This window comes from Geobacillus sp. FJAT-46040 (genome assembly GCF_002335725.1).
Lineage (GTDB): Bacteria > Bacillota > Bacilli > Bacillales > Anoxybacillaceae > Geobacillus > Geobacillus thermoleovorans.
The window spans coordinates 1,301,786-1,321,350 of record NZ_NISS01000001.1 but is presented as its reverse complement, the minus strand read 5'-3'; the positions used below and the strand labels follow the sequence as shown (position 1 = coordinate 1,321,350).

Genomic DNA, 19,565 nt, shown 5'->3' with positions numbered 1-19,565 from the left:
CCCGTTGACGACAGTTGAAACGAGAAGGCGGCTCTTGTCCTCTGGGCAGGGGCTGCTTTTTTATCATCCCCTGTAGCGGGAAGCCGGTTTCTATGTTAAAATATTCTGCATCATCAACCAAAGGGGGAGAGGGAACATGGCACAGCCGCTTGATCTCGGCCGCCGCATTTCACTCATCGATTTGTATGATTTGCGCATGCCGCAGCGCACCGGTACATACGTGCTTCACGAAGAGAACTTGGCGATCGTGGAAACAGGGCCAAGCCCGTCGGTGCCGCATTTGCTTGCTGGGTTGAAAGCGCTTCATATTGATCCGTCTGATATTCGCTATATCATCGTCACCCATATTCATTTGGATCATGCGGGCGGCGTGGGGTTGCTTCTTCAGCATTGCCCGAATGCGATGGTTGTCGTCCATCCGAAAGGGAAGCGGCATTTGGCTGATCCATCGCGCCTCATCGCTGGAGCGAAGGCGGTGTACGGCGCGCAGTTTGAGTCGCTCTTTGATCCGATTCTTCCGGTGCCAGAAGAGCGATTGATCGTGAAAGAGGACGGGGAAACGTTGAAGTTGAGTGCGGAGCGGACGCTTGTGTTTTATGATACGCCGGGGCATGCGAACCATCACGTTTCGATTTATGATTCGTACAGCCGCGGCGTGTTCACCGGCGATACGATCGGCGTTTTTTATCCACAGCTGCAAGAAGCGGGGTTTACGTTTTGCCTGCCTTCAACATCTCCGAACCAATTTGATCCCGAGGCCATGAAGCAGTCGGCGGCAAGACTTGAGAAGCTGAGGCCGGAACGCATTTATTTTGGCCATTTTGGCATGCTGGATGACCCGCAGGAGGCGTTCCGCCAGCTTCGCGTTTGGCTGCCGAAGTTCGTGGCGGCGGGAAAAGAAGCGGTCGACCGTCATCCGGAAGCGCCGGCTGCCGAGCAGGCGAAAATGGCAGCGCACCGGTTGCGCGGCGAAGTGATGGCGTTTCTTGATGATCATGGCGCTCCATCTTCGTCGTCAGCGCATGCGGCGATCGAGCTTGATTTGCAAGTGTGCGCGATGGGGTTGATCGATTATTGGCAGAAACAACGGTGATCATTCGATTGGCCTGGCCGATTCGGCTGGGTTTCTTTTTTTGACGGGAAAGCGAAAATTGGAAAAACGGGAAAAACTGTTTTTGTGTGTGTTCGGTTTTTAGGCGGATCATTTCGTGAAATTGCGGTGTATATGTTAGAGTGGAAATAAGTGATCCTGATTCCTGTTGGAAAGAGCGTCCATGAGCAAGGGGGAACGGAAGAGTGAAACAGAGGCGGTCCGTCATGCATCACATTGGCGTCGGGTTCATCATCGCATCGTTCGTCGTTTGGGTCATTCCGCCCATCGCGCCATTTTTACCGTTTTCGACTGCGGCCAAAGCGTCGATCGTTGCGGTTGCCATTGTGGCGGCGGAAATCATGTTTTGGATCGGGGCGCTGTTGGTTGGAAAGGAAGCGGCGTCGAAGCTGAAGAAGTATTGGGATCTGAAACATTGGCGAATAAAACGGCGGTTGTCGGATCAAACCAATGATGGCGAACAATGCCAAGACGGATCGCGAGAGATGACAACGATGAAGAAATGAGGTGGTTGCATGCGACGGAGCACAGTTGCGCTTCTCATAGCCGTTGCCGCCCTGTCTGGAGTGCTTTGGCTTGGCGGCCTGGCATTGGCGGTGCAAGACCAGTTTTTTTCGGCCGCCAAGCCGCCGACGAAAGAACAACGGCCGCCGACGGCTGAAACAAGGCAACATGACGAGAAAATGGATATTGTTGCTCTTGGCGATTCGTTGACGAGAGGAACGGGCGATGAAAGCGGAAAAGGGTATGTCGGCTATATGGTCGATGAGCTTCGCCGGCAAACGGACAAACCGATCCGTGTGACGAACTTGGCCATCCGCGGCCTTCGCTCTGACGGACTGCTTCGCCAGCTTGGCCAGCCTGAGATTCAGCGGCAAGTCGCCATGGCGGATCTTATTGTGATGACCATCGGCGGCAACGACTTGTTTCAAGGCGGGGAAGCGTTGAAACTGGATCGAAAGCAGCTGAATGAAGCGAAACGGCGATATGTAGCCAACCTAGACCGCATTTTCGCCGCGCTGCGCCGCTTCAACAGCGAAGCGGTCATTTTTGCGATCGGTTTGTACAACCCGTTTGGCGATTTAGACGATGCCAAATGGACGTCGGCGGTTGTGCGCGATTGGAATTTTGCATCAGCGGAAGTGGCGGCCCGCTATCCGAACATCGTCGCGGTGCCGACGTTTGATTTGTTTGCCCTCCATGTCAACGACTATTTGTACAGCGACCATTTTCATCCAAACGCGGCAGGCTACAAGCGGATTGGAGAGCGCGTCGCCTCGCTCATCACGTTGACGGAGGAGGGTGAGCAATGACCAAACAGGTGACGTTAGCGGTCAAAGAGCTGCGGAAAACGATTCGCGGCAAGGAAATTATTAAAGGCATTTCGTTTGAGTTGCATGAGGGGGAAGTATTCGGTTTTTTAGGGCCGAACGGCGCGGGAAAAACGACGACGATCCGCATGCTCGTCGGGCTCATTCGGCCGACGTCGGGGACGGTGGCGATTTGCGGGTATGATCTTCACCGCCAGTTTACCGACGCGATCCGCCAGATCGGCTGCATCGTCGAAAACCCAGAAATGTATCCGTATTTAACAGGCTGGGAAAACCTTGAACATTTCGCCCGCATGATGCCGGGAATTGGTGCAGATCGGATCATGGAAGTGGCGAAGCTCGTCGGCCTTGAACAGCGCATCCATGACCGAGTGGGCACGTATTCGCTCGGCATGCGGCAGCGGCTCGGCATCGCTCAGGCGCTGCTTGGAAAGCCGAAGGTGCTCATTTTGGACGAGCCGACCAACGGCCTTGACCCGGCCGGCATTCGCGAAATGCGCGCCTTCATCCGCTTTTTGGCGGAAACGGAAGGGTTGAGCGTCCTTGTTTCATCGCATTTGTTAAGTGAAATTCAATTAATGTGCGACCGCGTCGCCATTATGGCGAAAGGACGGCTCTTGGCCGTGGACACGGTTGAGCGGCTGTTAAACCAACAGGCGCGCGTCGTCTGGAAAGCCGCTCCAACGGATCGGGCGCGGGCGCTGTTAGCGGCGGAAACCGAGGTGTTGCGCGCCGATGAAGAGACGATCGTCACGCCATATGAGCCGTCGAGACTAGCCGCTTGGAACGCCAAGCTTGTCCAAGCCGGCGTCTCGGTTTCGGAAATTGAACCGCGGCTGCCGACGCTCGAGGACTTGTTTATCGAGCTGACAGGGGGCGAAACGATTGAGTAAGCTCGTGTATAATGAAATGTTGAAAATCGTCCGCAAAAAGCGGCTATGGGTGATCGCCGCCATCATTGCGGTGCTCGTCGCCTTGTTTACATACGCCCAATACCGCGAGACGGAAGAGTTGAGAAAACGGCTTGGCACGACCGACTGGCGGACGCAGCTGCAGCAGCAAATCGTCGATTTGCAAAACCGCTTGCAGTCGCCGAGCATGTCTGAGGAGTGGCGGAAATACTTGCAAATCCGCCTCAAGCAGCAGCAGTACTACTTAGAGCACAACATTAATCCGTCCGCCCCTGGAGCGCCGACGTTTATGCGCACGTTTATCGAAAACGCCATCGACTTGTTTTTGCCGCTTTTAGTGATGGTGGTTGCGGCCGATTTAGTGTCGTCCGAGGCAAGCGCTGGAACGATCAAGCTGCTTCTCGTTCGGCCGGTGAAGCGGTGGAAAATTTTGATGAGCAAATATATCGCGTTGCTCCTGTCGGTGTCGCTCATTATGCTGATGGCGGCGGTGCTGTCGTATGCCATCTCCGGGCTCGTGTTTGGATATGGCGGCTTCCGTCTGCCGCTATTGACCGGATTTGTCCAGCAAGGAGAGGATCTCAATACAGCGAATGTCCACATGATTCCGCAATGGAAATACATTTTGATCGAGCTCGGGCTGGCAGCGTTTGTGAGCGTTGTCGTCGGCACACTGACGTTTATGTTTTCCGTGCTGCTTAGGAGCACGGCGGCGGTGATGGGCATCATGCTGGCAGCATTGATTTCTGGCGCGATTTTGTCGAACATGGTGTCGTCGTGGCATTCGGCAAAATATTTGTTTATGGTCAATTTGCGGCTGACGGATTACATAAAAGGAGCGGCTCCGCCGATTGAGGGGATGACGCTTGGCTTTTCGATGGCCGTGCTGGCTGTCTGGGGGCTTGCAGGGCTTCTTGTCGCTTTTTTTGTCTTTATGCGGCGAGATGTCTATTGAAAACGGCAGAGCGGCGAAAACCCGAGGGGGTGTTCCCTCGGGTTTTTCAGTGAAAGGGGATGAAATGCCTATCTATTCGGCTGCTTGTCGTGAACGCCGGCGAGTCCAAGCGCGTGATGGCCCCGCAGCAACTGCTCCACGGCCGGCCATTGCTGTTCATCGCAACGGATGAGAAGCACGATATCAGCGCCTGTGCGGCTTTGACGGTGGCGTGGATTTTCGGCTTACCCACCATTTGAGCAAAATGCCGATTCCGATGCCTGAAACCGCCCCGATAATCCCCCAAATGATCGGACCCCATGCCAACACATAGCCGTAAATCGCCCCTAGCAGCATCAAGCACGTTCCTAAAATCGCCGCCAAGTCAAGGAAGCTGAACCCGTTGGCGTGATGGAGCGTATCAAGCAGGCGCGGCGGTTCGGCAGAGCGGTTGAGCGGGACTGCAAAAATCTCTTTTTCTTGAAGCGCTGAAATCGCCAGTTCAACGAATAGGTGGCTCTCGAAAGTGGCAATGACAATCATGAAACGCCTCCCATCAAATCGGCCATGCGAACCGTTTCGGCCGAAAGCGGCGCCGCAAATAGTGGGCTAGTTCTTTTTCAAACAACCTGTTGTATTCGACCGCTGATACGTAAGCATCGTAAAAGATGAACGAGTAAATCGGCGGCAGATAAAGCGCCCACTGCATATCGATGATCTTCGTTGCACAATCGAATCGGACCGTCAGCGTGTACGTAATCGCTTCGGGCAAGTGGGCGAAATACGATACCAAAATGGTAAAGGTGAAGATAAACAGGCCGGTGATCACTTTATGGACATGCAAATGGCCAAGGCCCGGGGCGAGCACCGACTAGACCAGTGCCAGCCAAGGCTCGCGCTTGTCCAAATAATTAATATCCCATATTCCCATTCGGATGGAAGAGATCGGCGCATCTTCGCGGTCGGCGAGCAAATACAGCTTGTTCATGTCGACTGAGCCGCGGTAGCTGTCCCAAATGCTGTACATGTAGATGGCCACATAAAACATGAGCCATCGTTCGTCAAGAACGGCTTTTGCCTTTTCAAAATCGCCAAGCAGCGAGTATAATATACCTGTATTGATATGGGCTTTTGTGTTGATAATTCAGAAAAAAGATAAATTTTCATCCGTTATGGCGAAAAAAAGATAAAAAAACTATTGACTTTCCTTTGAGGTTCATATAGAATGTGAATTGTCGCAAGGTAAACCAGCCTGTGTCGGGAAGTAGCTCAGCTTGGTAGAGCACACGGTTCGGGTCCGTGAGGTCGCAGGTTCAAATCCTGTCTTCCCGACCATTATAGACATGGGGCCTTAGCTCAGCTGGGAGAGCGCCTGCCCCGCACGCAGGAGGTCATCGGTTCGAATCCGATAGGCTCCATTTTCATACGGAGGAATACCCAAGTCTGGCTGAAGGGGGCGGTTTCGAAAACCGCTAGGGGTGTCACAGCCCGCGGGGGTTCGAATCCCTCTTCCTCCATTTCTAATATCCGATCCTGTCAAATTGTAAATCATGAAACCCTTGATACGACTGCGTTGGCAGTCGTTTTTCATTTTTTGGAAATCCTTTTGACTTTTCTTCAAATCTTTTAACATGTTCAGCGTCTTATCATCAATCGTAATCGTTCGTTTCGAATCGAAAACACCGTCTCGATGGCATCTTTTTTTGAATTTATGTATATACTATGTATATACGAAATGAAAGGAGAGAGGTATAATGGAATTAAACAAACAGAAAGGAGTGTCAATCATGACAATAACAGTTCAAAAATGGGGAAACAGCCTTGCGGTTCGTATCCCAAGCGTGATTGCTGAACGTTTAGCGCTTCATCAAGGATCAGAAGTGGAGGTGATCGTTGAGAACCAAGCGATCAAGTTGATCCCGAAAAAGAAAAAGCCGACATTGGAGGAACTTTTGGCTAAAATCACGCCGGAAAATCGCCATGCTGAAATTGATTTTGGAACAGAAGGGAATGAATTGTTCTGATGCAAGCGCCGGATCGTGGGGATCTTGTTTACGTCAATTTCAATCCACAAGCAGGGCATGAGCAGGCAGGAAAAAGGCCCGGCATCGTTCTATCACCAAAGCGGTTCAATCAATTGACAGGGTTTGCGGTGCTTTGCCCGATCACCCGGCAACAAAAAGGATATCCATTTGAAGTGGAATTGCCATCAGGCTTGGCCGTTGAAGGCGTGATTTTAACCGATCAGGTCAAAAGTTTAGATTGGCGCGCCCGACAGCTTCAAATAGTAGGACGGGCGCCCAATGAAGTTGTTTCGGATTGCTTGGATCTGATTCATACTTTTCTTTCGTGAAAGGCCATTTATGGTGGGATTGGAATCCCTCTTCCAACGTCCACCTGCCGAGTGCCGGCAGGTTTTTGTTTTTTGCGAGCGGTATGGCCGCCATTTTTCAGGCAGATGACTTGCCTGTTTTTCGTTGAATCCGGTACGATGAAGGAGGAAACGGTTTGTCGATTGAGCTGCACTCCTTTCGGCAACGGCCGGGATTGCGCAACATAAGGGAGGAGAGGTTATGGCGATTCAACGCCGCATTCGTCGCGTGAAAACCGTGCAAATTGCCACCAACAGTCCGATTCATCGCAGCGGTTCGGTGCTTGAGCCCGGGAACTGGCAAGAGTATGATCCGTTTTTGCTGCTGATGGAAGATATTTTTGAGCGAGGAACGTTTGACGTCCATCCGCACCGCGGCATTGAGACGGTCACGTATGTGATCAGCGGCGAGCTTGAACATTTCGACAGCAAAGCCGGCCACAGCACGCTCGGGCCTGGAGATGTGCAATGGATGACGGCCGGCCGCGGCGTCGTCCATAAGGAAGACCCGGCGTCCGGTTCAACCGTGCACAGCCTTCAGCTATGGGTCAACTTGCCGAGCGCGTACAAAATGACCGAGCCGCGCTACCAAAACTTGCGCTCCAAAGACATGCCCGTGCGCAAGGAAGAGGGAGCGACGATCCGGGTCTTTTCCGGGTCATCGAAAGGCGTCAAAGCGCCGACGAAAAACATCGTTCCCGTCACGATGGTGGAAATGATTGTCGAACCGGGAACAACGGTCGTGCAAGATTTGCCGGGGCATTACAATGGGTTTTTGTACATTCTTGAGGGGAGTGGCGTGTTCGGTGCCGACAACATCGAAGGAAAAGCCGGGCAAGCGCTGTTTTTCAGCCGCCACAACCGCGGCGAGGAAACGGAGCTAAACGTGACCGCCCGCGAAAAACTCCGCCTTCTTCTTTATGCCGGCGAGCCGGTGAACGAACCGGTCGTCGCCTACGGGCCGTTCGTCATGAACACGCCGGAACAAATCCGCGAGGCGATTCGCGATTACCAGGAAGGGCGGTTTGGGCGATAATGGAAGGGAAAGAGCCGATTCGTTGTATGGCTCTTTCTTTTTTGTTATCATGTTCACAAAAAGAAGCCGTTGGGCTGTTCAAGGAGGACATAGTCATGAACCAAGTCATCGAAACGATTCTCCAGCACCGTTCGATCCGCCGGTTTGAAGACAGGCCGCTCACGGATGAACAAATCCGCACGATCGTCGAATGCGCCCAGGCGGCATCGACTTCAAGCTATGTTCAAGCGTACTCGATCATCGGGGTGAAAGATCCGGAGAAAAAACGGAAGCTCGCCGAGCTGGCGGGAAATCAATCCTATGTCGAGCGTAACGGCCATTTCTTTGTCTTTTGCGCTGATTTTCACCGCCATGAGCTCATTGGCGAGCTAGAAGGAAAAGACGTGCTTCCATCGCTTGAGAGTACGGAAAAGTTTATGGTTGCGCTGATTGACACGGCGCTTGCGGCGCAAAACGCCGCCATTGCCGCGGAGTCGATGGGGCTTGGCATCTGCTACATTGGCGGGCTGCGCAACAACCTGCCGGAAGTATGCCAACTGCTTAACATACCGAAACGGGTCATTCCGCTGTTCGGGCTTGCCGTCGGCTATCCTGCGCAAACGCCGGATCCAAAGCCGCGGCTGCCGTTTGAACACGTTTATCATGAGGACGAATACAACCAAGACCGCGCCCGATTCCTCGAACAATTGCAACGCTACAACGAAACGATTTCGGCGTATTATGAGCAGCGGACAAACGGCCGCCGCCGCGACACATGGACCGGGCAGATGGCCGATACGCTCAGCCGCCAAGTCCGGATGTACATGAAGGAGTTTGTGGAAGGGAAAGGGTTCAATTTACGGTAGCCTCTCTTCGTTCGGAAGAGGGGTTTTTCTTGCAGGCGATTCCATTTGTGAGAAAACTATGCCAGCCCGTTGGACATTGGTTTTAGTGATTGATTTTGTCTGGAGTTTCAGCTATACGTTATGGCCTCGAAAAGAACCGAAGGCGAGACTGGCAAAACCAAGAGGTTCGTAGGAAAGGAGAGAACGAGGATGGACCAAATCCGGCAACTGGCGCAATGGATCAAAGAGGCGAATACGATCGCCGTCCTGACCGGGGCGGGGATGAGCACGGAATCCGGCATTCCTGATTTTCGCAGCGAAAACGGCCTTTACGCCCAAGAGGACAATGTCGAATATTATTTGTCAGAGTATTATTACAAAAAAGATCCGGTTGATTTTTGGCGTCGATTCAAGCGGATGTTTTCATTAAAAATGATGGGCGGCTTTGCCCCGAATGACGGGCATCGGTTTCTCCGCTGGCTTGAGGAGATGGGCAAGACGGTGACGATTTTGACGCAAAATATTGACGGGCTGCATACGAAAGCAGGAAGCACGAATGTCATTGAGCTGCACGGCACGCTGCAGACGGCGACATGCCCGTCATGCGGCAACAAGTATGATCTGTCGTTTATCAACCGTCACGAGGTGCCGCGCTGTGAAAAGTGCCAGACGATTGTCAAACCGGATGTCGTTTTGTTTGGCGGGCTCGTGCCGCGCATGGAAGAAGCGTTTGCTGCGGCGGCCGCCAGCGACTTGCTTCTGGCGATGGGAACAAGTTTGGAAGTGGCGCCCGTGAATCAAATCCCGTTTTATGTCGCCGCCGAATCGCCGGCAACAAGGAAAGTATTGATCAACAAAACAGCGACAAGAATGGACGGGATGTTTGACCTTGTCATTTATGGCGGAATCGGGAAAACGGTCGCTAGCGTGCGCAAGCAAATACAGGCGGAATAGATCGATAGATTCCATGCCAACGGGAGAACGCATATGGCGTTTTCCCGTTGGACGAAAATCAAAAAAGATATTGTACTTTTCAGAACATTCGAATATAATAAAGATAACATACCAACCGGTTGGTATTTTAATGAGTGGAGTCGAGCATAAAGGCGTAACGGAAAAGGGAGGGGACCATCATGTATTTGCGCTTAACGGACGAGCAGCGCATGGTGCAAAAAGCGATCCGCAAGTTTGTCGAAAAAGAATTGATGCCGCTCGAAAATGAAGTATTGCGCAATGAGCGCGAAGGGAAGCCTGGGCTCCCGCCCGAAAAATTAAAAGAGCTGCAGCTCAAAGCGAAGGAAGCGGGGTTTTGGGGGATCAACACGCCGGAGGAATACGGCGGCGCGAATTTGGGCCATGTCATGCAGGCGATTGTGTTGATGGAAGTGTCGAAAACGCTTGTTCCGTTCCAGTTTGGCGGATCGGCGGACAACATTTTGTATTACGCGAATGAAGAGCAAAAGAAAAAATATTTGATCCCGACGATCAACGGCGAGAAAAAATCGTGCTTTGCCATGACCGAGCCGGGAGCAGGATCAGATACGCGCAACATTAAAATGACGGCGGTGAAAGACGGCGACGAGTGGGTGTTAAACGGGGAGAAGACATTCATTACCGGCGGCAACGACGCTGATTTTGTCATGGTGATCGCCATCACCGACAAAGAGCGTCACCAAGCCTCGAACGGGCGTGAAGGGGTGACGTGTTTTATCGTCGACCGCGAGATGGGCTGGCGTTCGGAACCGATACATACGATGGGACCTTCCACTCCAGCCAGCTTAATTTTCGAAAACGTGCGCGTGCCGGAAGAAAACATTTTAGGCGAGCTGCATCACGGCTATAAGCTTGGGCTTGAGTGGATCGGCTACGCCCGCTGGGTCGTAGGCGCTCGTGCGGTCGGAGCGGCCGAGCGGCTTTTGCAAATGGCCATTGACTATGCGAAGGAGCGTGTCACATTCGGCAAACCGATCGCCGAGCGGCAGGCGATCCAATGGATGATTGCCGATTCGGCGGTAGAAATCGAAGCGGCGAAATGGCTTGTGTTAAACGCGGCGTTTACGCTTGACCAAGGGGAGGACAACCGCCATTTAGCCTCGATGGCGAAGCTGTTTGGCGCGAACATGGGCAACCGCGTCGTCGACCGCGTCATGCAAATCCACGGCGGCATGGGCTACACGAAAGAAATGCCGATCGAGCGCTGGTATCGTGAAGCGAGATTGTGGCGCATTTACGACGGCACGGATGAAATTCAGCGCCTCATTATCGCCCGCAATTTGATCAAAGGGCACGTCAAGCTTGGACAGTTCATCTAAAAAAATGAAAGCGTTATCGAAAGGGAGGAGAACACGATGAGCCAACGGTTTGCAGGAAGAGTGGCGTTTGTGACCGGAGGAAGCCGCGGCATTGGCAAGGCGATTGTCACCCGCTTCGCGGAAGAAGGAGCGAAAGTGGCGTTCATTGATTTAAACGCAGAAGCCCTTGAAGCGACGGCTGCGGAGCTGCGGGAAAAAGGGTATGACGTTTACGCCAAGGTGGCGAGCGTCACCGACCGCGAACAAGTAGAAGCGACGATCCAAGAGGTGGTCGATCGGTTCGGTTCGCTCGATATTCTCGTCAACAACGCCGGCGTCATCCGCGACAATTTGCTGTTTAAAATGACCGATGACGACTGGCAAACGGTGATGGACGTCCATTTAAAAGGCGCGTTTTACTGCGCCCGCGCCGCGCAAAAATATATGGTCGAAAAAGGGTACGGGCGCATCATCAACATTTCGTCGACATCCGCGCTCGGCAACCGCGGCCAGGCGAACTATTCGGCGGCGAAAGCCGGCATCCAAGGATTTACGAAAACGCTGGCGATTGAGCTTGGCAAATTCGGCATCACGACGAATGCCGTCGCCCCTGGGTTTATTGAAACCGATATGACGAAAGCGACCGCCGAGCGGCTTGGCATTTCGTTTGAGCAGCTCATCCAAGCGAGCGTCGCCAACATCCCGGTCGGGCGCAGCGGCCGTCCGGAAGACATTGCTCATGCGGTCGCCTTTTTCGCCGATGAGCGGTCGTCGTTTGTCAACGGCCAAGTGCTGTATGTCGCCGGCGGTCCGAAATGCTGAAAACGAGGAGGACGGGGCATGTACCAACATGACATCGGGAAACGGTCAGCGAAAGTGAAAAATGTCGTTGAGCGCGGAGCGGTGAAAAAGTTTGCGGAGGCGATCGGCGATCCAAACCCGATTTATTGGGACGAAGAGACGGGGAAACGGTCGCGCTACGGGCGCAACATTGCGCCGCCGACGTTTCCGCGCGTGTTTGACTACGGCGTCATTGAAGGGCTGAAATTGCCGTCCAAAGGGCTCATCCATGGCGAACAGCACTTCCATTATGAGCGCCCGCTGTTTGTCGGCGAAGAGCTGTACTGCTATGCGGAAGTGAAAGATTATTACGAAAAACAAAGCAGCATGGGCCTGCTCGGCTTTTTGGTCATCGCCAACAACGGCGAAGACCCTGATGGGAATCTCGTTTTTACTTCGACCTCGACGATCATGATCAACGAGGCGGTTAGAAAGGCGATGAGCGTATGACGAGCATCCAAAAATGGCAAGTCGGAGAGTCGCTTCCTGAAGTAACGCTCGCACCGGTGTCCCGGCTCGATTTAATCAAATACGCCGGCGCATCAGGCGACTACAACCCGATTCATACGATCGATGAAGAGGCGAAAAAAGCCGGCCTGCCGGGCATTATCGCCCACGGCATGTGGACGATGGGCAATCTCGCGAAGCTGTTTACGCCGTACTATGAAGAAGGGTTTGTCCAAGACTATTTCGTCCGCTTCCAGTCGATGGTGTTTTTAAACGATGTCATCACCTTAAAAGCAACGGTGAAGGAAAAAGACGAGAAAGCGATCCGCTTTGCCGTCGCCGCCGTCAACCAGCATGGAAAAGAAGTCATTAAGGGCGAAGCCGTGTTTTCTCTGTATGAGTGAAGCAAGGCAGCGAGCCCGGTAACATCGAGAACGCCCAGTTGCCGGGTTTCGTACTACAAAGGGGATGAGGAGGAGTCAGGATGAGACGAGATGCCGTCATTGTGTCGGCCGTACGAACGGCCATCGCCCGCCAAGGGGGCGCTTTGGCGACGATGCCGGCGCATATTTACGGCGCGGAAGTGATCAAAGAAGCGATGCGGCGGGCGAATATTGGTCCGGAGCATGTCGATGATGTCATTATGGGCAACGTCCTAAGCGGCGGCGGCAATATCGCCCGGCTGACCGCGCTCCAGACGGGGCTGTCGCTTGGGTTGACCGGGCTGACCGTCGACCGCCAATGCGGTTCAGGCATTAATGCCGTCAATTTAGCGGCGCAAGCCATTTGGGCCGGCGACGGAGATGTGTATATTGCCGGCGGCGTGGAAAGCATGAGCCGCGCGCCGTATTTGATGGACCGCCCGGAAAAACCGTACAGCTCGACGCCGCCAAGCTTCCGCAAATCGCAGCTATCGCCGAAAGAAATCGGTGACCCGCCGATGGGCATCACGGCGGAAAACTTGGCCAAAAAGTACGGCATCAGCCGTGAAGAACAAGACGCGTTTGCCTTGCGCAGCCAGCAGCGCATGGCGCGCGCCATGCAGGAAGGGCGGTTTGACGAGCAAATCGTGCCCATTGCCGTGCCGGTGAAAAAAGGGGAGCCGTTCATCTTCGATACGGACGAACACCCGCGGCCGAACACGACGATGGAAGCGCTCGCAAAACTGCCGCCGGCGTTTTTGGAAGGCGGCACGGTGACGGCGGGGAATAGTTCAGGGCTCAATGACGCCGCTGCCGCGCTCGTCATCATGTCGCGGGAAAAAGCAGAGGAGCTTGGCTTAAAGCCGCTTGCCGTCATCCGCGCCCATGCGGTCGCCGGAGTGGATCCGAACATCATGGGCATTGGCCCGGTGCCGGCGACAAGAAAAGTGCTTGAAAAGGCGGGGCTGACGCTTGATGAGATGGACATCATTGAAATCAATGAAGCGTTTGCCGCGCAAGTGATCGCCTGCGACCGTGAGCTTGAGATGGATCCCGAAAAAGTGAACATAAACGGCGGCGCCATCGCCCATGGCCATCCGCTCGGCGCAACGGGGGCGATTTTGATCACAAAAGCGGTGTATGAACTGAAGCGCTGCGGAGGGAAATACGCGCTCATTACGGCGTGCATCGGCGGCGGCCAAGGCATCGCGACGATTATTGAGAGAGAATGACGCATTGGAGACCGTGGAGGATGAAAGAAAGATTAAGGGAAGTCGCCATTGAGTTGTTTAAACGCAAAGGATTCAAAGAAACGTCGGTGCAGGAAATCGTCGAAGCGATCGGGGCAACGAAGGGGGCCTTTTACTACTATTACAAAAGCAAAGAGGAGTTGCTATGTGATATTTGCGTTTCCTATCTAGATGATTTGCTTCGGCAGCAAGCCTGCATTGTCCAAGATCCCGAGAAAAGCTGCACGGAGAAATTGCGGGCCATCGTCCATATGGTCATCTGCAATATCCGCACACGGAAGAAAAGCGCCCGCATTTTCTTCCGTGAAATGCGGCATTTGGCGGATGACCATTTGACGGAAATCCGCGCCAAGCGGCGGTTGTTTCGCAAGCGGTATGAACAGCTGGTTCGAGAAGGGATCGCCCGCGGGGAATTCAAGCCGTCGCTTCATGCAGAAATGATTACGTTTGGCCTGCTTGGCATCACCAACTGGAGCTATTATTGGTTCCGGCCTGACGGAGGCATCTCTGAAGAAGAACTGACGGACATTTTCGTTGATTTCATTTTGCACGGCATAAAGGCGCCAAGAGCTGGAGAAAGCGGTCGAAATGAGGCGGAGCCAGGCAATTCGGGCAGCCAGACCGAATGAAAGATCGGCCGCGCTGCTTTGATGGTCTGGCCAAACGGCAAACAAAAAGGGGGGATCGGGATGGAGCTATTCATCCAGCAGCTGTTAAACGGGCTGACAGTTGGAAGCGTTTACAGCCTTGTCGCGTTAGGTTTGACGCTTGTTTATGGCATTTTGCACATTCCAAACTTTGCCCACGGCGCGTTATATATGATGGGGGGTTATGTCACGCTCACTGCGATGACGAAAGCCGGGCTGCCGTACGGGTTGGCCGTTGTCGTGTCGATGGCCGCGGTCGGGATGCTCGGTGTATTGATGGAACGGCTTGTGTTTTATCCGCTTCGCGACGCACCGCCGCTTCATGACAAAATTGCGGCGATTGGCATTTTGTTGTTTTTGGAGGCATTCGCCCAGTTCGTCTGGGGGGCGGACTACCAGACGATGCCGACCCCATACGGCGACGTTGTCAGCATTTTCGGCTTGACCTTGACGGTTCAACGCATCCTCATCATCGCATCCGCTGTCATCATCATGATCTTGCTTTACCTCTTCTTGAAAAAGACGTTCATCGGGGCTTCCATCATCGCGATGGCGCAAAACCGCGAAGGGGCGAATTTGGTCGGCATTAACACGAATAAAGTCGCCATGCTGACGTTTTTCCTCTCCGGCAGCCTGGCAGCGCTCGCCGCGTCGCTCGCTTCGCCGATCAACCTCGTGTTTCCCGGCATGGGCCATCTTGTCATCTTGAAAGCGTTTGTCATCATCATTCTCGGCGGCATGGGAAGCATTCCTGGCGCGATTGTCGGCGGCTATATTTTAGGATTTAGTGAAAGCTTAGGGGCGACATACGTGTCAAATGACTATAAAGACATTATTGCTTTTGTCATTCTTGTCATCATTTTAACGGTCAAACCGAACGGACTGTTTGCCAAGGAGGGACATTGATGGCTGTATTCGCCAACCGGCGCTTATGGATCGCCGTTCTTGCGGTGCTGGCGCTTGCCTTTCCGTTGCTTGTCACCAACAGCTATTACTTGCACATGATGACGATCTCCTTTATTTGGATGATCGCCGTTTACGGGTTGAACTTATTTGCTGGCTATACTGGTTATTTGTCGCTTGCCCACGCCGGGTTTTTTGCGATTGGCGCGTATGCGCTTGGCATTTTGACGGTGAAAGCCGGCGTGCCGTTTTGGTTGGCTTTCGTGCTTGCTTGTTTGTTCACCACGTTGCTTGGGGCCGTCATCGGGCTTGTTGCGCTGCGGACGAAAGAGCACTTTTTCGCCATTTATACGCTATGTGTCGGGTATATCATTTATTTAGTGATTGATAAATGGGACAGCTTGACCGGCGGAGTGCGCGGCTTTATCGGCATCCCGGCGCCGGCTGACATCGGTCCGCTCTCGTTTCAAACGCCCGTCGCCCAATATTATTTGGTGTTATGCTTCTTGGTTGCGGTCATCTTCACCATGTACCGCCTTGTCTATTCGTTGACCGGACGGACGTACATCGCCATTCGCAACAGTGAGGAGCTCGCGTTGACGCTTGGCATCTCGACGATGAAAAACAAACTCGCCTCGTTTGTTCTCTCGGTCTTTTTTACATCGCTTGCCGGAGCGCTGTACGCATCGTTCATCCGCTTTCTTGGCCCGGACATTGCGTACGTCAGCGTCATGTTCGACTTTTTAACGTATTTGCTTGTCGGTGGGATTGGCACGCTCGCCGGTCCGGTCGTCGGGACGTTGCTGATTACGTTTCTGTCCCAACAATTGCAGTTTTTGCAAGATTACCGGATGTTGATTTTCGGTCCGGTGCTGACGTTGCTCATCATCTTTTACCCACACGGCATTGCCGGGGGGGTCATCCGTTTGAAAGCAAAGCGTGAAGAAGCGCGCCGTCTCGATCCAGAAGCGAACCGAGTTGCTGCGGAACTGGCCGTCTCGAGCCAAGGACGAGGCGAGCGGCACACAGAGGAGGGATAACGATGCTTTTGCACGTTGAACGGTTGACGAAGCGGTTTGGCGGGCTTCTGGCGGTCAACGATGTCACCTTTTCCGTCGAGCAAGGGAAGATCAACGCCATCATCGGCCCAAACGGAGCCGGCAAATCGACGTTTTTCAATTTAATCAGCGGCTTGCACCGGCCGACGTCAGGGACGATTACGTTCAAAGGGCGCGATATTACCCGCCTGCCGGCAAACGAGCGGGCGAAGCTCGGCATCGCCCGCACGTTTCAAACGACTCACTTGTTTGAACAGGCGACGGTGATTGACAACGTCATCATCGGCCATCGTCTCCGCACATCATCCAACTTATTTGATGCCATTTTGCGCACGAAACGGCACCGCCGCGAGGAACAGGCATGCAAAGAAAAGGCGATGGAAGTGCTCGACTTTGTCGGTCTAACCCATGTGGCGGATCGGATGGTGGCCAACTTGTCGCAGGAGCAGAAGAAGCGGGTGGCGTTTGCGCTCGCCTTGGCGACCGATCCGGAACTCGTCCTGCTTGATGAACCGGCAGCCGGCGTCAACCCGGACGAAACGGAAGGGTTGGAAGAGCTGATTGTCAAAATGGTCAAGGGCGGCCTGACCGTTTGCCTAATTGAGCACAAAATGTCGATGATCATGAAAATTGCCGACCGCATTATGGTGTTAAACTATGGGGAAAAAATCGCTGAAGGAACGCCCGAGGAAGTGCAAAACAACGAGGCGGTCATTCAAGCGTATCTAGGGGGGAGCACCGTTGCTTGAGTTGACGAACGTATCTGTCCGCTACGGCAGCTTCACGGCGATTCGCGATGTGACGTTTTTCGTTAAGCCGGGGGAAATCGCGGTGTTGCTTGGCGCCAACGGGGCTGGGAAAAGCACGCTGTTTCGCACGATCAGCGGGCTGCACAAACCAGTGCAAGGGGAAATCCGCCTTGATGGCGAACGCATTGATTCGTTGCCGCCTGACCGGATCGTTCAGCGCGGCATCGTGCAATGCGCCGAAGGGCGCAAGCTGTTTGTCCGCATGAGTGTATACGAAAACTTGCTTATGGGCGCGTATGTTCACCGAAAAGATAAGGAAGGTATCCGCCGCTCGCTGGAACATGTATACGAGCTGTTCCCGATTTTGCATGAAAAACGAAACGAGCCAGCCGGATCGCTGAGCGGCGGCCAGCAGCAAATGCTTGCCATCGGCCGCGCGCTAATGTCGCGTCCTGCGGTGCTCTTGCTTGATGAGCCGTCAATCGGGCTTGCTCCGCTCATTGTCGAGCAAATGTTTGCGACGATTAAACAAATTAATAAGGAAGGGACGACAATTTTGCTCGCTGAACAAAATGCTCATGCCGCGCTATCTATTGCCCATCACGGCTATGTGTTTGAAAACGGGACGATCGTCGCTTCAGGGACGGCGGACGAACTGCTCGCCAACGACGACGTCCGCAAGGCGTACATTGGTGCATGATAGGCCTCATCCTTGTCCATCAGCGAAAGCAAGGAGAGGAGATGGCACTGAAAGGGGGTGAATAACGGGTGTGCTAAATATTATCTAAATATTCAAAATAATAAATCGTCAATAGGGGGGAGTAGAATGAAAAAAAGAAAATGGTCAATCGCCGCTATGATCGCGGCCATCATGATGTTGATGCTTGCGGCGTGCAACAATTCGCCAAGCAGCAATAACGCCAACGGCGGAAACAATAGCGGAGGAGGCAGCGGTGAAACGGGCACGGTCAACATCGGATACAGCGGACCGCTGAGCGGTCCGGCCGCCTACTACGGGGAACGGACGTTAAACGGCGTGAAGATGGCGGCGGAAGAAATCAATAACAGCGGTGGATTTGAAGTGAACGGCAAAACATACAAGCTCAATATCGTGTCATTGGATGACAAATATTTGCCGAACGAAACAGCGGCGAACGCCAAACGTCTCGTTCAGGAGCATCAGACGCCTATTATTTTTACTCCACACAGCGGCGGTGTCATGGCGTTGCAAGTGTTCAACCAAACGGACAATTTCATCATCGCGGCCTATACGAGTGAGCCGAAAATCACACAGACCGGCAACAAGCTGACGATCCGCATCCCGCCGCGTTATGATGGCTACATTCCGACATTTACCGATTATGTGATGAAGCGGTTTGGTAAAAAGCTGGCTGCCTTGCCGACAGCGACGCAATACGGGAAAGACTGGACGGAAAAACTGTTGCCATATTGGGAAAAGCAAGGCGGAGAAGTGGTCTATAACACATCAATTGACTTTACGAAAGACACCGATTTCTTCACGATCATCACGAACGCGTTAAAAGAAAAGCCGGATGTCTTGTTTATCGGCGGACCGTCGGAGCCGACGGCGAAAGTGGTGAAACAGGCGCGCGAACTTGGCTTTAAAGGCGGCTTTATTGTCATGGACCAGGCGAAGTTGGATGAAATGAAGCGGGTCGTCGGCTCTTACGAGATGCTTGAGGGCGCGATCGGCGTCATGCCGCTCGTCGAGTCGAAAGAGCCGGGAGCCCCGCAGTTTGTGGAAAACTACCGGGCGAAGTACAATGCCGAAGCAAGCTCGGAGTCTGCCTATAACTACTTGGCTCTTTACGCCTTTGTCGAAGCGATGAAGGCGGCTGGCACGGTCGATGATCCCGCCGCTATTCGCGAACATATGAATGAAGGGTTGAAAAACATCCCGAAAGACAAGCAAGTGTATGTCGTTCCGAAGGTTGGCGATGACGGCGGCTTTGAATCAAAAATTATTGTTGCAGCAGTGGAAAATGGCAAAGTTGTGCCGATCGAGCTAAAGAAATAAGTCGATCTATTTACTGGCATTTCCGTCAGGACGCCGCACGGACGAAGTGCGACTATCAGCTGGCGCTCCTTGTTTCGAAAATGACACGATATGTGCTGGTCAAACCGCAAAAAAACCCGAGCGGCGGCTATAAAGAACCGGTTTGTCCTGCGCTTCAAACGGCCGGGATTTACGATCGGAGTTGCGCCGTATGTCGGTGAGCGTCCGGTGCCGCTCAAATACTTCCCGTCGGTTTGGAACCAAAATGACGGCGTCCCGCTGATGCTGGCCAACAAACTATCATCAACGCGCGCCCACTTTCTTGCGTGGGCGCCTTTTTTATGGCTTGCTGCTGAGAAAAATGGACAAAATAACCGTTATCTTATTAAATAAAACTATGTTCTAAATAATCAATAAAAAAAC

24 protein-coding genes and 3 tRNA genes are annotated in these 19,565 nt (G+C 53.2%); 24 read left to right on the top strand and 3 right to left on the bottom strand.

What is annotated here, in order from left to right; translation table 11 throughout:
* The first annotated feature begins 136 nt into the window (after positions 1-136).
* From CD000_RS07025 to CD000_RS07005, 5 genes are all read left to right on the top strand, one after another.
* Positions 137-1,093, top strand: a complete 957-nt coding sequence (locus tag CD000_RS07025) for an MBL fold metallo-hydrolase (RefSeq protein WP_096225316.1) — start codon at positions 137-139, stop codon at positions 1,091-1,093.
* 224 nt (positions 1,094-1,317) lie between these two features.
* Entirely contained in the window at positions 1,318-1,617 is a 300-nt protein-coding gene (locus CD000_RS07020) for a transporter suffix domain-containing protein (protein ID WP_014195759.1), read from the top strand.
* 9 nt (positions 1,618-1,626) lie between these two features.
* On the top strand, positions 1,627-2,424 hold the full coding sequence (locus CD000_RS07015) for an SGNH/GDSL hydrolase family protein (RefSeq protein WP_011231137.1): 798 nt from the start codon (positions 1,627-1,629) through the stop codon (positions 2,422-2,424).
* On the top strand, positions 2,421-3,335 hold the full coding sequence (locus CD000_RS07010) for an ABC transporter ATP-binding protein (protein ID WP_011231138.1): 915 nt from the start codon (positions 2,421-2,423) through the stop codon (positions 3,333-3,335). The genes CD000_RS07015 and CD000_RS07010 overlap by 4 nt, the downstream gene beginning before the upstream one ends.
* Entirely contained in the window at positions 3,328-4,308 is a 981-nt protein-coding gene (locus CD000_RS07005) for an ABC transporter permease (protein WP_025039054.1), read from the top strand. The genes CD000_RS07010 and CD000_RS07005 overlap by 8 nt, the downstream gene beginning before the upstream one ends.
* 183 nt (positions 4,309-4,491) lie before the next feature.
* Here CD000_RS07005 and CD000_RS07000 read toward each other — a convergent pair whose 3' ends face one another.
* From CD000_RS07000 to CD000_RS19080, 3 genes are read right to left on the bottom strand one after another with little or no spacing between them, the layout of a single operon-like run.
* Positions 4,492-4,830 (bottom strand): hypothetical protein, encoded by a 339-nt coding sequence (locus CD000_RS07000; protein ID WP_143425229.1) that lies wholly within the window; start codon positions 4,828-4,830, stop codon positions 4,492-4,494.
* Positions 4,831-4,843: 13 nt separating this feature from the next.
* Positions 4,844-5,155, bottom strand: a complete 312-nt coding sequence (locus CD000_RS19085) for a hypothetical protein (protein WP_233130411.1) — start codon at positions 5,153-5,155, stop codon at positions 4,844-4,846.
* 3 nt (positions 5,156-5,158) lie between these two features.
* Positions 5,159-5,314 carry a hypothetical protein gene (locus CD000_RS19080; protein WP_233130410.1) on the bottom strand — a complete coding sequence of 52 codons (156 nt, stop codon included), beginning with the start codon at positions 5,312-5,314 and terminating at the stop codon, positions 5,159-5,161.
* A 231-nt stretch (positions 5,315-5,545) separates the two neighbouring features.
* On the opposite strand from CD000_RS19080, the gene CD000_RS06990 reads away from it, so the two are divergent.
* The 19 genes from CD000_RS06990 to CD000_RS06895 all read left to right on the top strand — a co-directional run bounded on the left by CD000_RS06990 (position 5,546) and on the right by CD000_RS06895 (position 19,163).
* A tRNA-Pro gene (locus CD000_RS06990) sits at positions 5,546-5,622 on the top strand.
* Between the two features lie 10 nt (positions 5,623-5,632).
* Positions 5,633-5,705: transfer RNA gene (locus CD000_RS06985), tRNA-Ala, on the top strand.
* A gap of 9 nt (positions 5,706-5,714) precedes the next feature.
* Positions 5,715-5,804, top strand: a tRNA-Ser gene (locus CD000_RS06980).
* A gap of 237 nt (positions 5,805-6,041) precedes the next feature.
* Positions 6,042-6,311 (top strand): AbrB/MazE/SpoVT family DNA-binding domain-containing protein, encoded by a 270-nt coding sequence (locus tag CD000_RS06975; RefSeq protein ID WP_023634676.1) that lies wholly within the window; start codon positions 6,042-6,044, stop codon positions 6,309-6,311.
* Positions 6,311-6,640: a type II toxin-antitoxin system PemK/MazF family toxin gene (locus CD000_RS06970; RefSeq protein ID WP_011231143.1), complete on the top strand. Its 330-nt coding sequence runs from the start codon at positions 6,311-6,313 to the stop codon at positions 6,638-6,640. The genes CD000_RS06975 and CD000_RS06970 overlap by 1 nt, the downstream gene beginning before the upstream one ends.
* Before the next feature lie 220 nt (positions 6,641-6,860).
* Positions 6,861-7,694, top strand: coding sequence for a pirin family protein (locus tag CD000_RS06965; protein WP_096225315.1), 834 nt, complete (start codon positions 6,861-6,863; stop codon positions 7,692-7,694).
* A gap of 95 nt (positions 7,695-7,789) precedes the next feature.
* The gene (gene nfsA, locus CD000_RS06960) at positions 7,790-8,539 is read left to right on the top strand and encodes an oxygen-insensitive NADPH nitroreductase (protein WP_033012810.1); all 750 of its coding nucleotides are present in this window, start codon (positions 7,790-7,792) and stop codon (positions 8,537-8,539) included.
* Between the two features lie 189 nt (positions 8,540-8,728).
* Positions 8,729-9,472 carry an NAD-dependent protein deacylase gene (locus CD000_RS06950; RefSeq protein ID WP_011231148.1) on the top strand — a complete coding sequence of 248 codons (744 nt, stop codon included), beginning with the start codon at positions 8,729-8,731 and terminating at the stop codon, positions 9,470-9,472.
* 179 nt (positions 9,473-9,651) lie between these two features.
* Entirely contained in the window at positions 9,652-10,830 is a 1,179-nt protein-coding gene (locus CD000_RS06945) for an acyl-CoA dehydrogenase family protein (protein ID WP_013523725.1), read from the top strand.
* A gap of 36 nt (positions 10,831-10,866) precedes the next feature.
* Positions 10,867-11,631, top strand: coding sequence for a beta-ketoacyl-ACP reductase (locus CD000_RS06940; RefSeq protein WP_013523726.1), 765 nt, complete (start codon positions 10,867-10,869; stop codon positions 11,629-11,631).
* A gap of 18 nt (positions 11,632-11,649) precedes the next feature.
* Positions 11,650-12,099: a MaoC family dehydratase N-terminal domain-containing protein gene (locus tag CD000_RS06935; RefSeq protein WP_062898608.1), complete on the top strand. Its 450-nt coding sequence runs from the start codon at positions 11,650-11,652 to the stop codon at positions 12,097-12,099.
* Complete coding sequence (locus tag CD000_RS06930) at positions 12,096-12,500, top strand: MaoC family dehydratase (protein ID WP_042379411.1); 405 nt, start codon at positions 12,096-12,098, stop codon at positions 12,498-12,500. The genes CD000_RS06935 and CD000_RS06930 overlap by 4 nt, the downstream gene beginning before the upstream one ends.
* 80 nt (positions 12,501-12,580) lie before the next feature.
* Positions 12,581-13,750, top strand: a complete 1,170-nt coding sequence (locus tag CD000_RS06925; RefSeq protein ID WP_096225314.1) for a thiolase family protein — start codon at positions 12,581-12,583, stop codon at positions 13,748-13,750.
* 20 nt (positions 13,751-13,770) lie between these two features.
* Positions 13,771-14,397, top strand: coding sequence for a TetR/AcrR family transcriptional regulator (locus tag CD000_RS06920; protein ID WP_096225313.1), 627 nt, complete (start codon positions 13,771-13,773; stop codon positions 14,395-14,397).
* Positions 14,398-14,457: 60 nt separating this feature from the next.
* Positions 14,458-15,321: a branched-chain amino acid ABC transporter permease gene (locus CD000_RS06915; RefSeq protein ID WP_096225312.1), complete on the top strand. Its 864-nt coding sequence runs from the start codon at positions 14,458-14,460 to the stop codon at positions 15,319-15,321.
* Positions 15,321-16,358, top strand: coding sequence for a branched-chain amino acid ABC transporter permease (locus tag CD000_RS06910; RefSeq protein WP_096225311.1), 1,038 nt, complete (start codon positions 15,321-15,323; stop codon positions 16,356-16,358). Before CD000_RS06915 ends, CD000_RS06910 begins: the two co-directional genes overlap by 1 nt.
* A 2-nt stretch (positions 16,359-16,360) precedes the next feature.
* Positions 16,361-17,125, top strand: coding sequence for an ABC transporter ATP-binding protein (locus tag CD000_RS06905; protein WP_096225310.1), 765 nt, complete (start codon positions 16,361-16,363; stop codon positions 17,123-17,125).
* Positions 17,118-17,825 carry an ABC transporter ATP-binding protein gene (locus tag CD000_RS06900; protein ID WP_096225309.1) on the top strand — a complete coding sequence of 236 codons (708 nt, stop codon included), beginning with the start codon at positions 17,118-17,120 and terminating at the stop codon, positions 17,823-17,825. Before CD000_RS06905 ends, CD000_RS06900 begins: the two co-directional genes overlap by 8 nt.
* A gap of 126 nt (positions 17,826-17,951) precedes the next feature.
* Positions 17,952-19,163 (top strand): ABC transporter substrate-binding protein, encoded by a 1,212-nt coding sequence (locus CD000_RS06895; protein WP_096225308.1) that lies wholly within the window; start codon positions 17,952-17,954, stop codon positions 19,161-19,163.
* Positions 19,164-19,565: the final 402 nt, after the last annotated feature.

Coding starts and splice junctions, on each gene's coding strand:
- CD000_RS07020 (WP_014195759.1), top strand. CDS start 1,318: ATGCATCACATTGGCGTCGGGTTCATCATCGCATCGTTCGTCGTTTGG.
- CD000_RS06915 (WP_096225312.1), top strand. CDS start 14,458: ATGGAGCTATTCATCCAGCAGCTGTTAAACGGGCTGACAGTTGGAAGC.
- CD000_RS07000 (WP_143425229.1), bottom strand. CDS start 4,830: ATGATTGTCATTGCCACTTTCGAGAGCCACCTATTCGTTGAACTGGCG.
- CD000_RS06935 (WP_062898608.1), top strand. CDS start 11,650: ATGTACCAACATGACATCGGGAAACGGTCAGCGAAAGTGAAAAATGTC.
- CD000_RS06910 (WP_096225311.1), top strand. CDS start 15,321: ATGGCTGTATTCGCCAACCGGCGCTTATGGATCGCCGTTCTTGCGGTG.
- CD000_RS06925 (WP_096225314.1), top strand. CDS start 12,581: ATGAGACGAGATGCCGTCATTGTGTCGGCCGTACGAACGGCCATCGCC.
- CD000_RS19080 (WP_233130410.1), bottom strand. CDS start 5,314: ATGTACAGCATTTGGGACAGCTACCGCGGCTCAGTCGACATGAACAAG.
- CD000_RS07025 (WP_096225316.1), top strand. CDS start 137: ATGGCACAGCCGCTTGATCTCGGCCGCCGCATTTCACTCATCGATTTG.
- CD000_RS07015 (WP_011231137.1), top strand. CDS start 1,627: ATGCGACGGAGCACAGTTGCGCTTCTCATAGCCGTTGCCGCCCTGTCT.
- CD000_RS06905 (WP_096225310.1), top strand. CDS start 16,361: ATGCTTTTGCACGTTGAACGGTTGACGAAGCGGTTTGGCGGGCTTCTG.
- CD000_RS07010 (WP_011231138.1), top strand. CDS start 2,421: ATGACCAAACAGGTGACGTTAGCGGTCAAAGAGCTGCGGAAAACGATT.
- CD000_RS06950 (WP_011231148.1), top strand. CDS start 8,729: ATGGACCAAATCCGGCAACTGGCGCAATGGATCAAAGAGGCGAATACG.
- CD000_RS06940 (WP_013523726.1), top strand. CDS start 10,867: ATGAGCCAACGGTTTGCAGGAAGAGTGGCGTTTGTGACCGGAGGAAGC.
- CD000_RS06930 (WP_042379411.1), top strand. CDS start 12,096: ATGACGAGCATCCAAAAATGGCAAGTCGGAGAGTCGCTTCCTGAAGTA.
- CD000_RS06970 (WP_011231143.1), top strand. CDS start 6,311: ATGCAAGCGCCGGATCGTGGGGATCTTGTTTACGTCAATTTCAATCCA.
- CD000_RS06895 (WP_096225308.1), top strand. CDS start 17,952: ATGAAAAAAAGAAAATGGTCAATCGCCGCTATGATCGCGGCCATCATG.
- CD000_RS06945 (WP_013523725.1), top strand. CDS start 9,652: ATGTATTTGCGCTTAACGGACGAGCAGCGCATGGTGCAAAAAGCGATC.
- nfsA (WP_033012810.1), top strand. CDS start 7,790: ATGAACCAAGTCATCGAAACGATTCTCCAGCACCGTTCGATCCGCCGG.
- CD000_RS06975 (WP_023634676.1), top strand. CDS start 6,042: ATGGAATTAAACAAACAGAAAGGAGTGTCAATCATGACAATAACAGTT.
- CD000_RS06965 (WP_096225315.1), top strand. CDS start 6,861: ATGGCGATTCAACGCCGCATTCGTCGCGTGAAAACCGTGCAAATTGCC.
- CD000_RS06920 (WP_096225313.1), top strand. CDS start 13,771: ATGAAAGAAAGATTAAGGGAAGTCGCCATTGAGTTGTTTAAACGCAAA.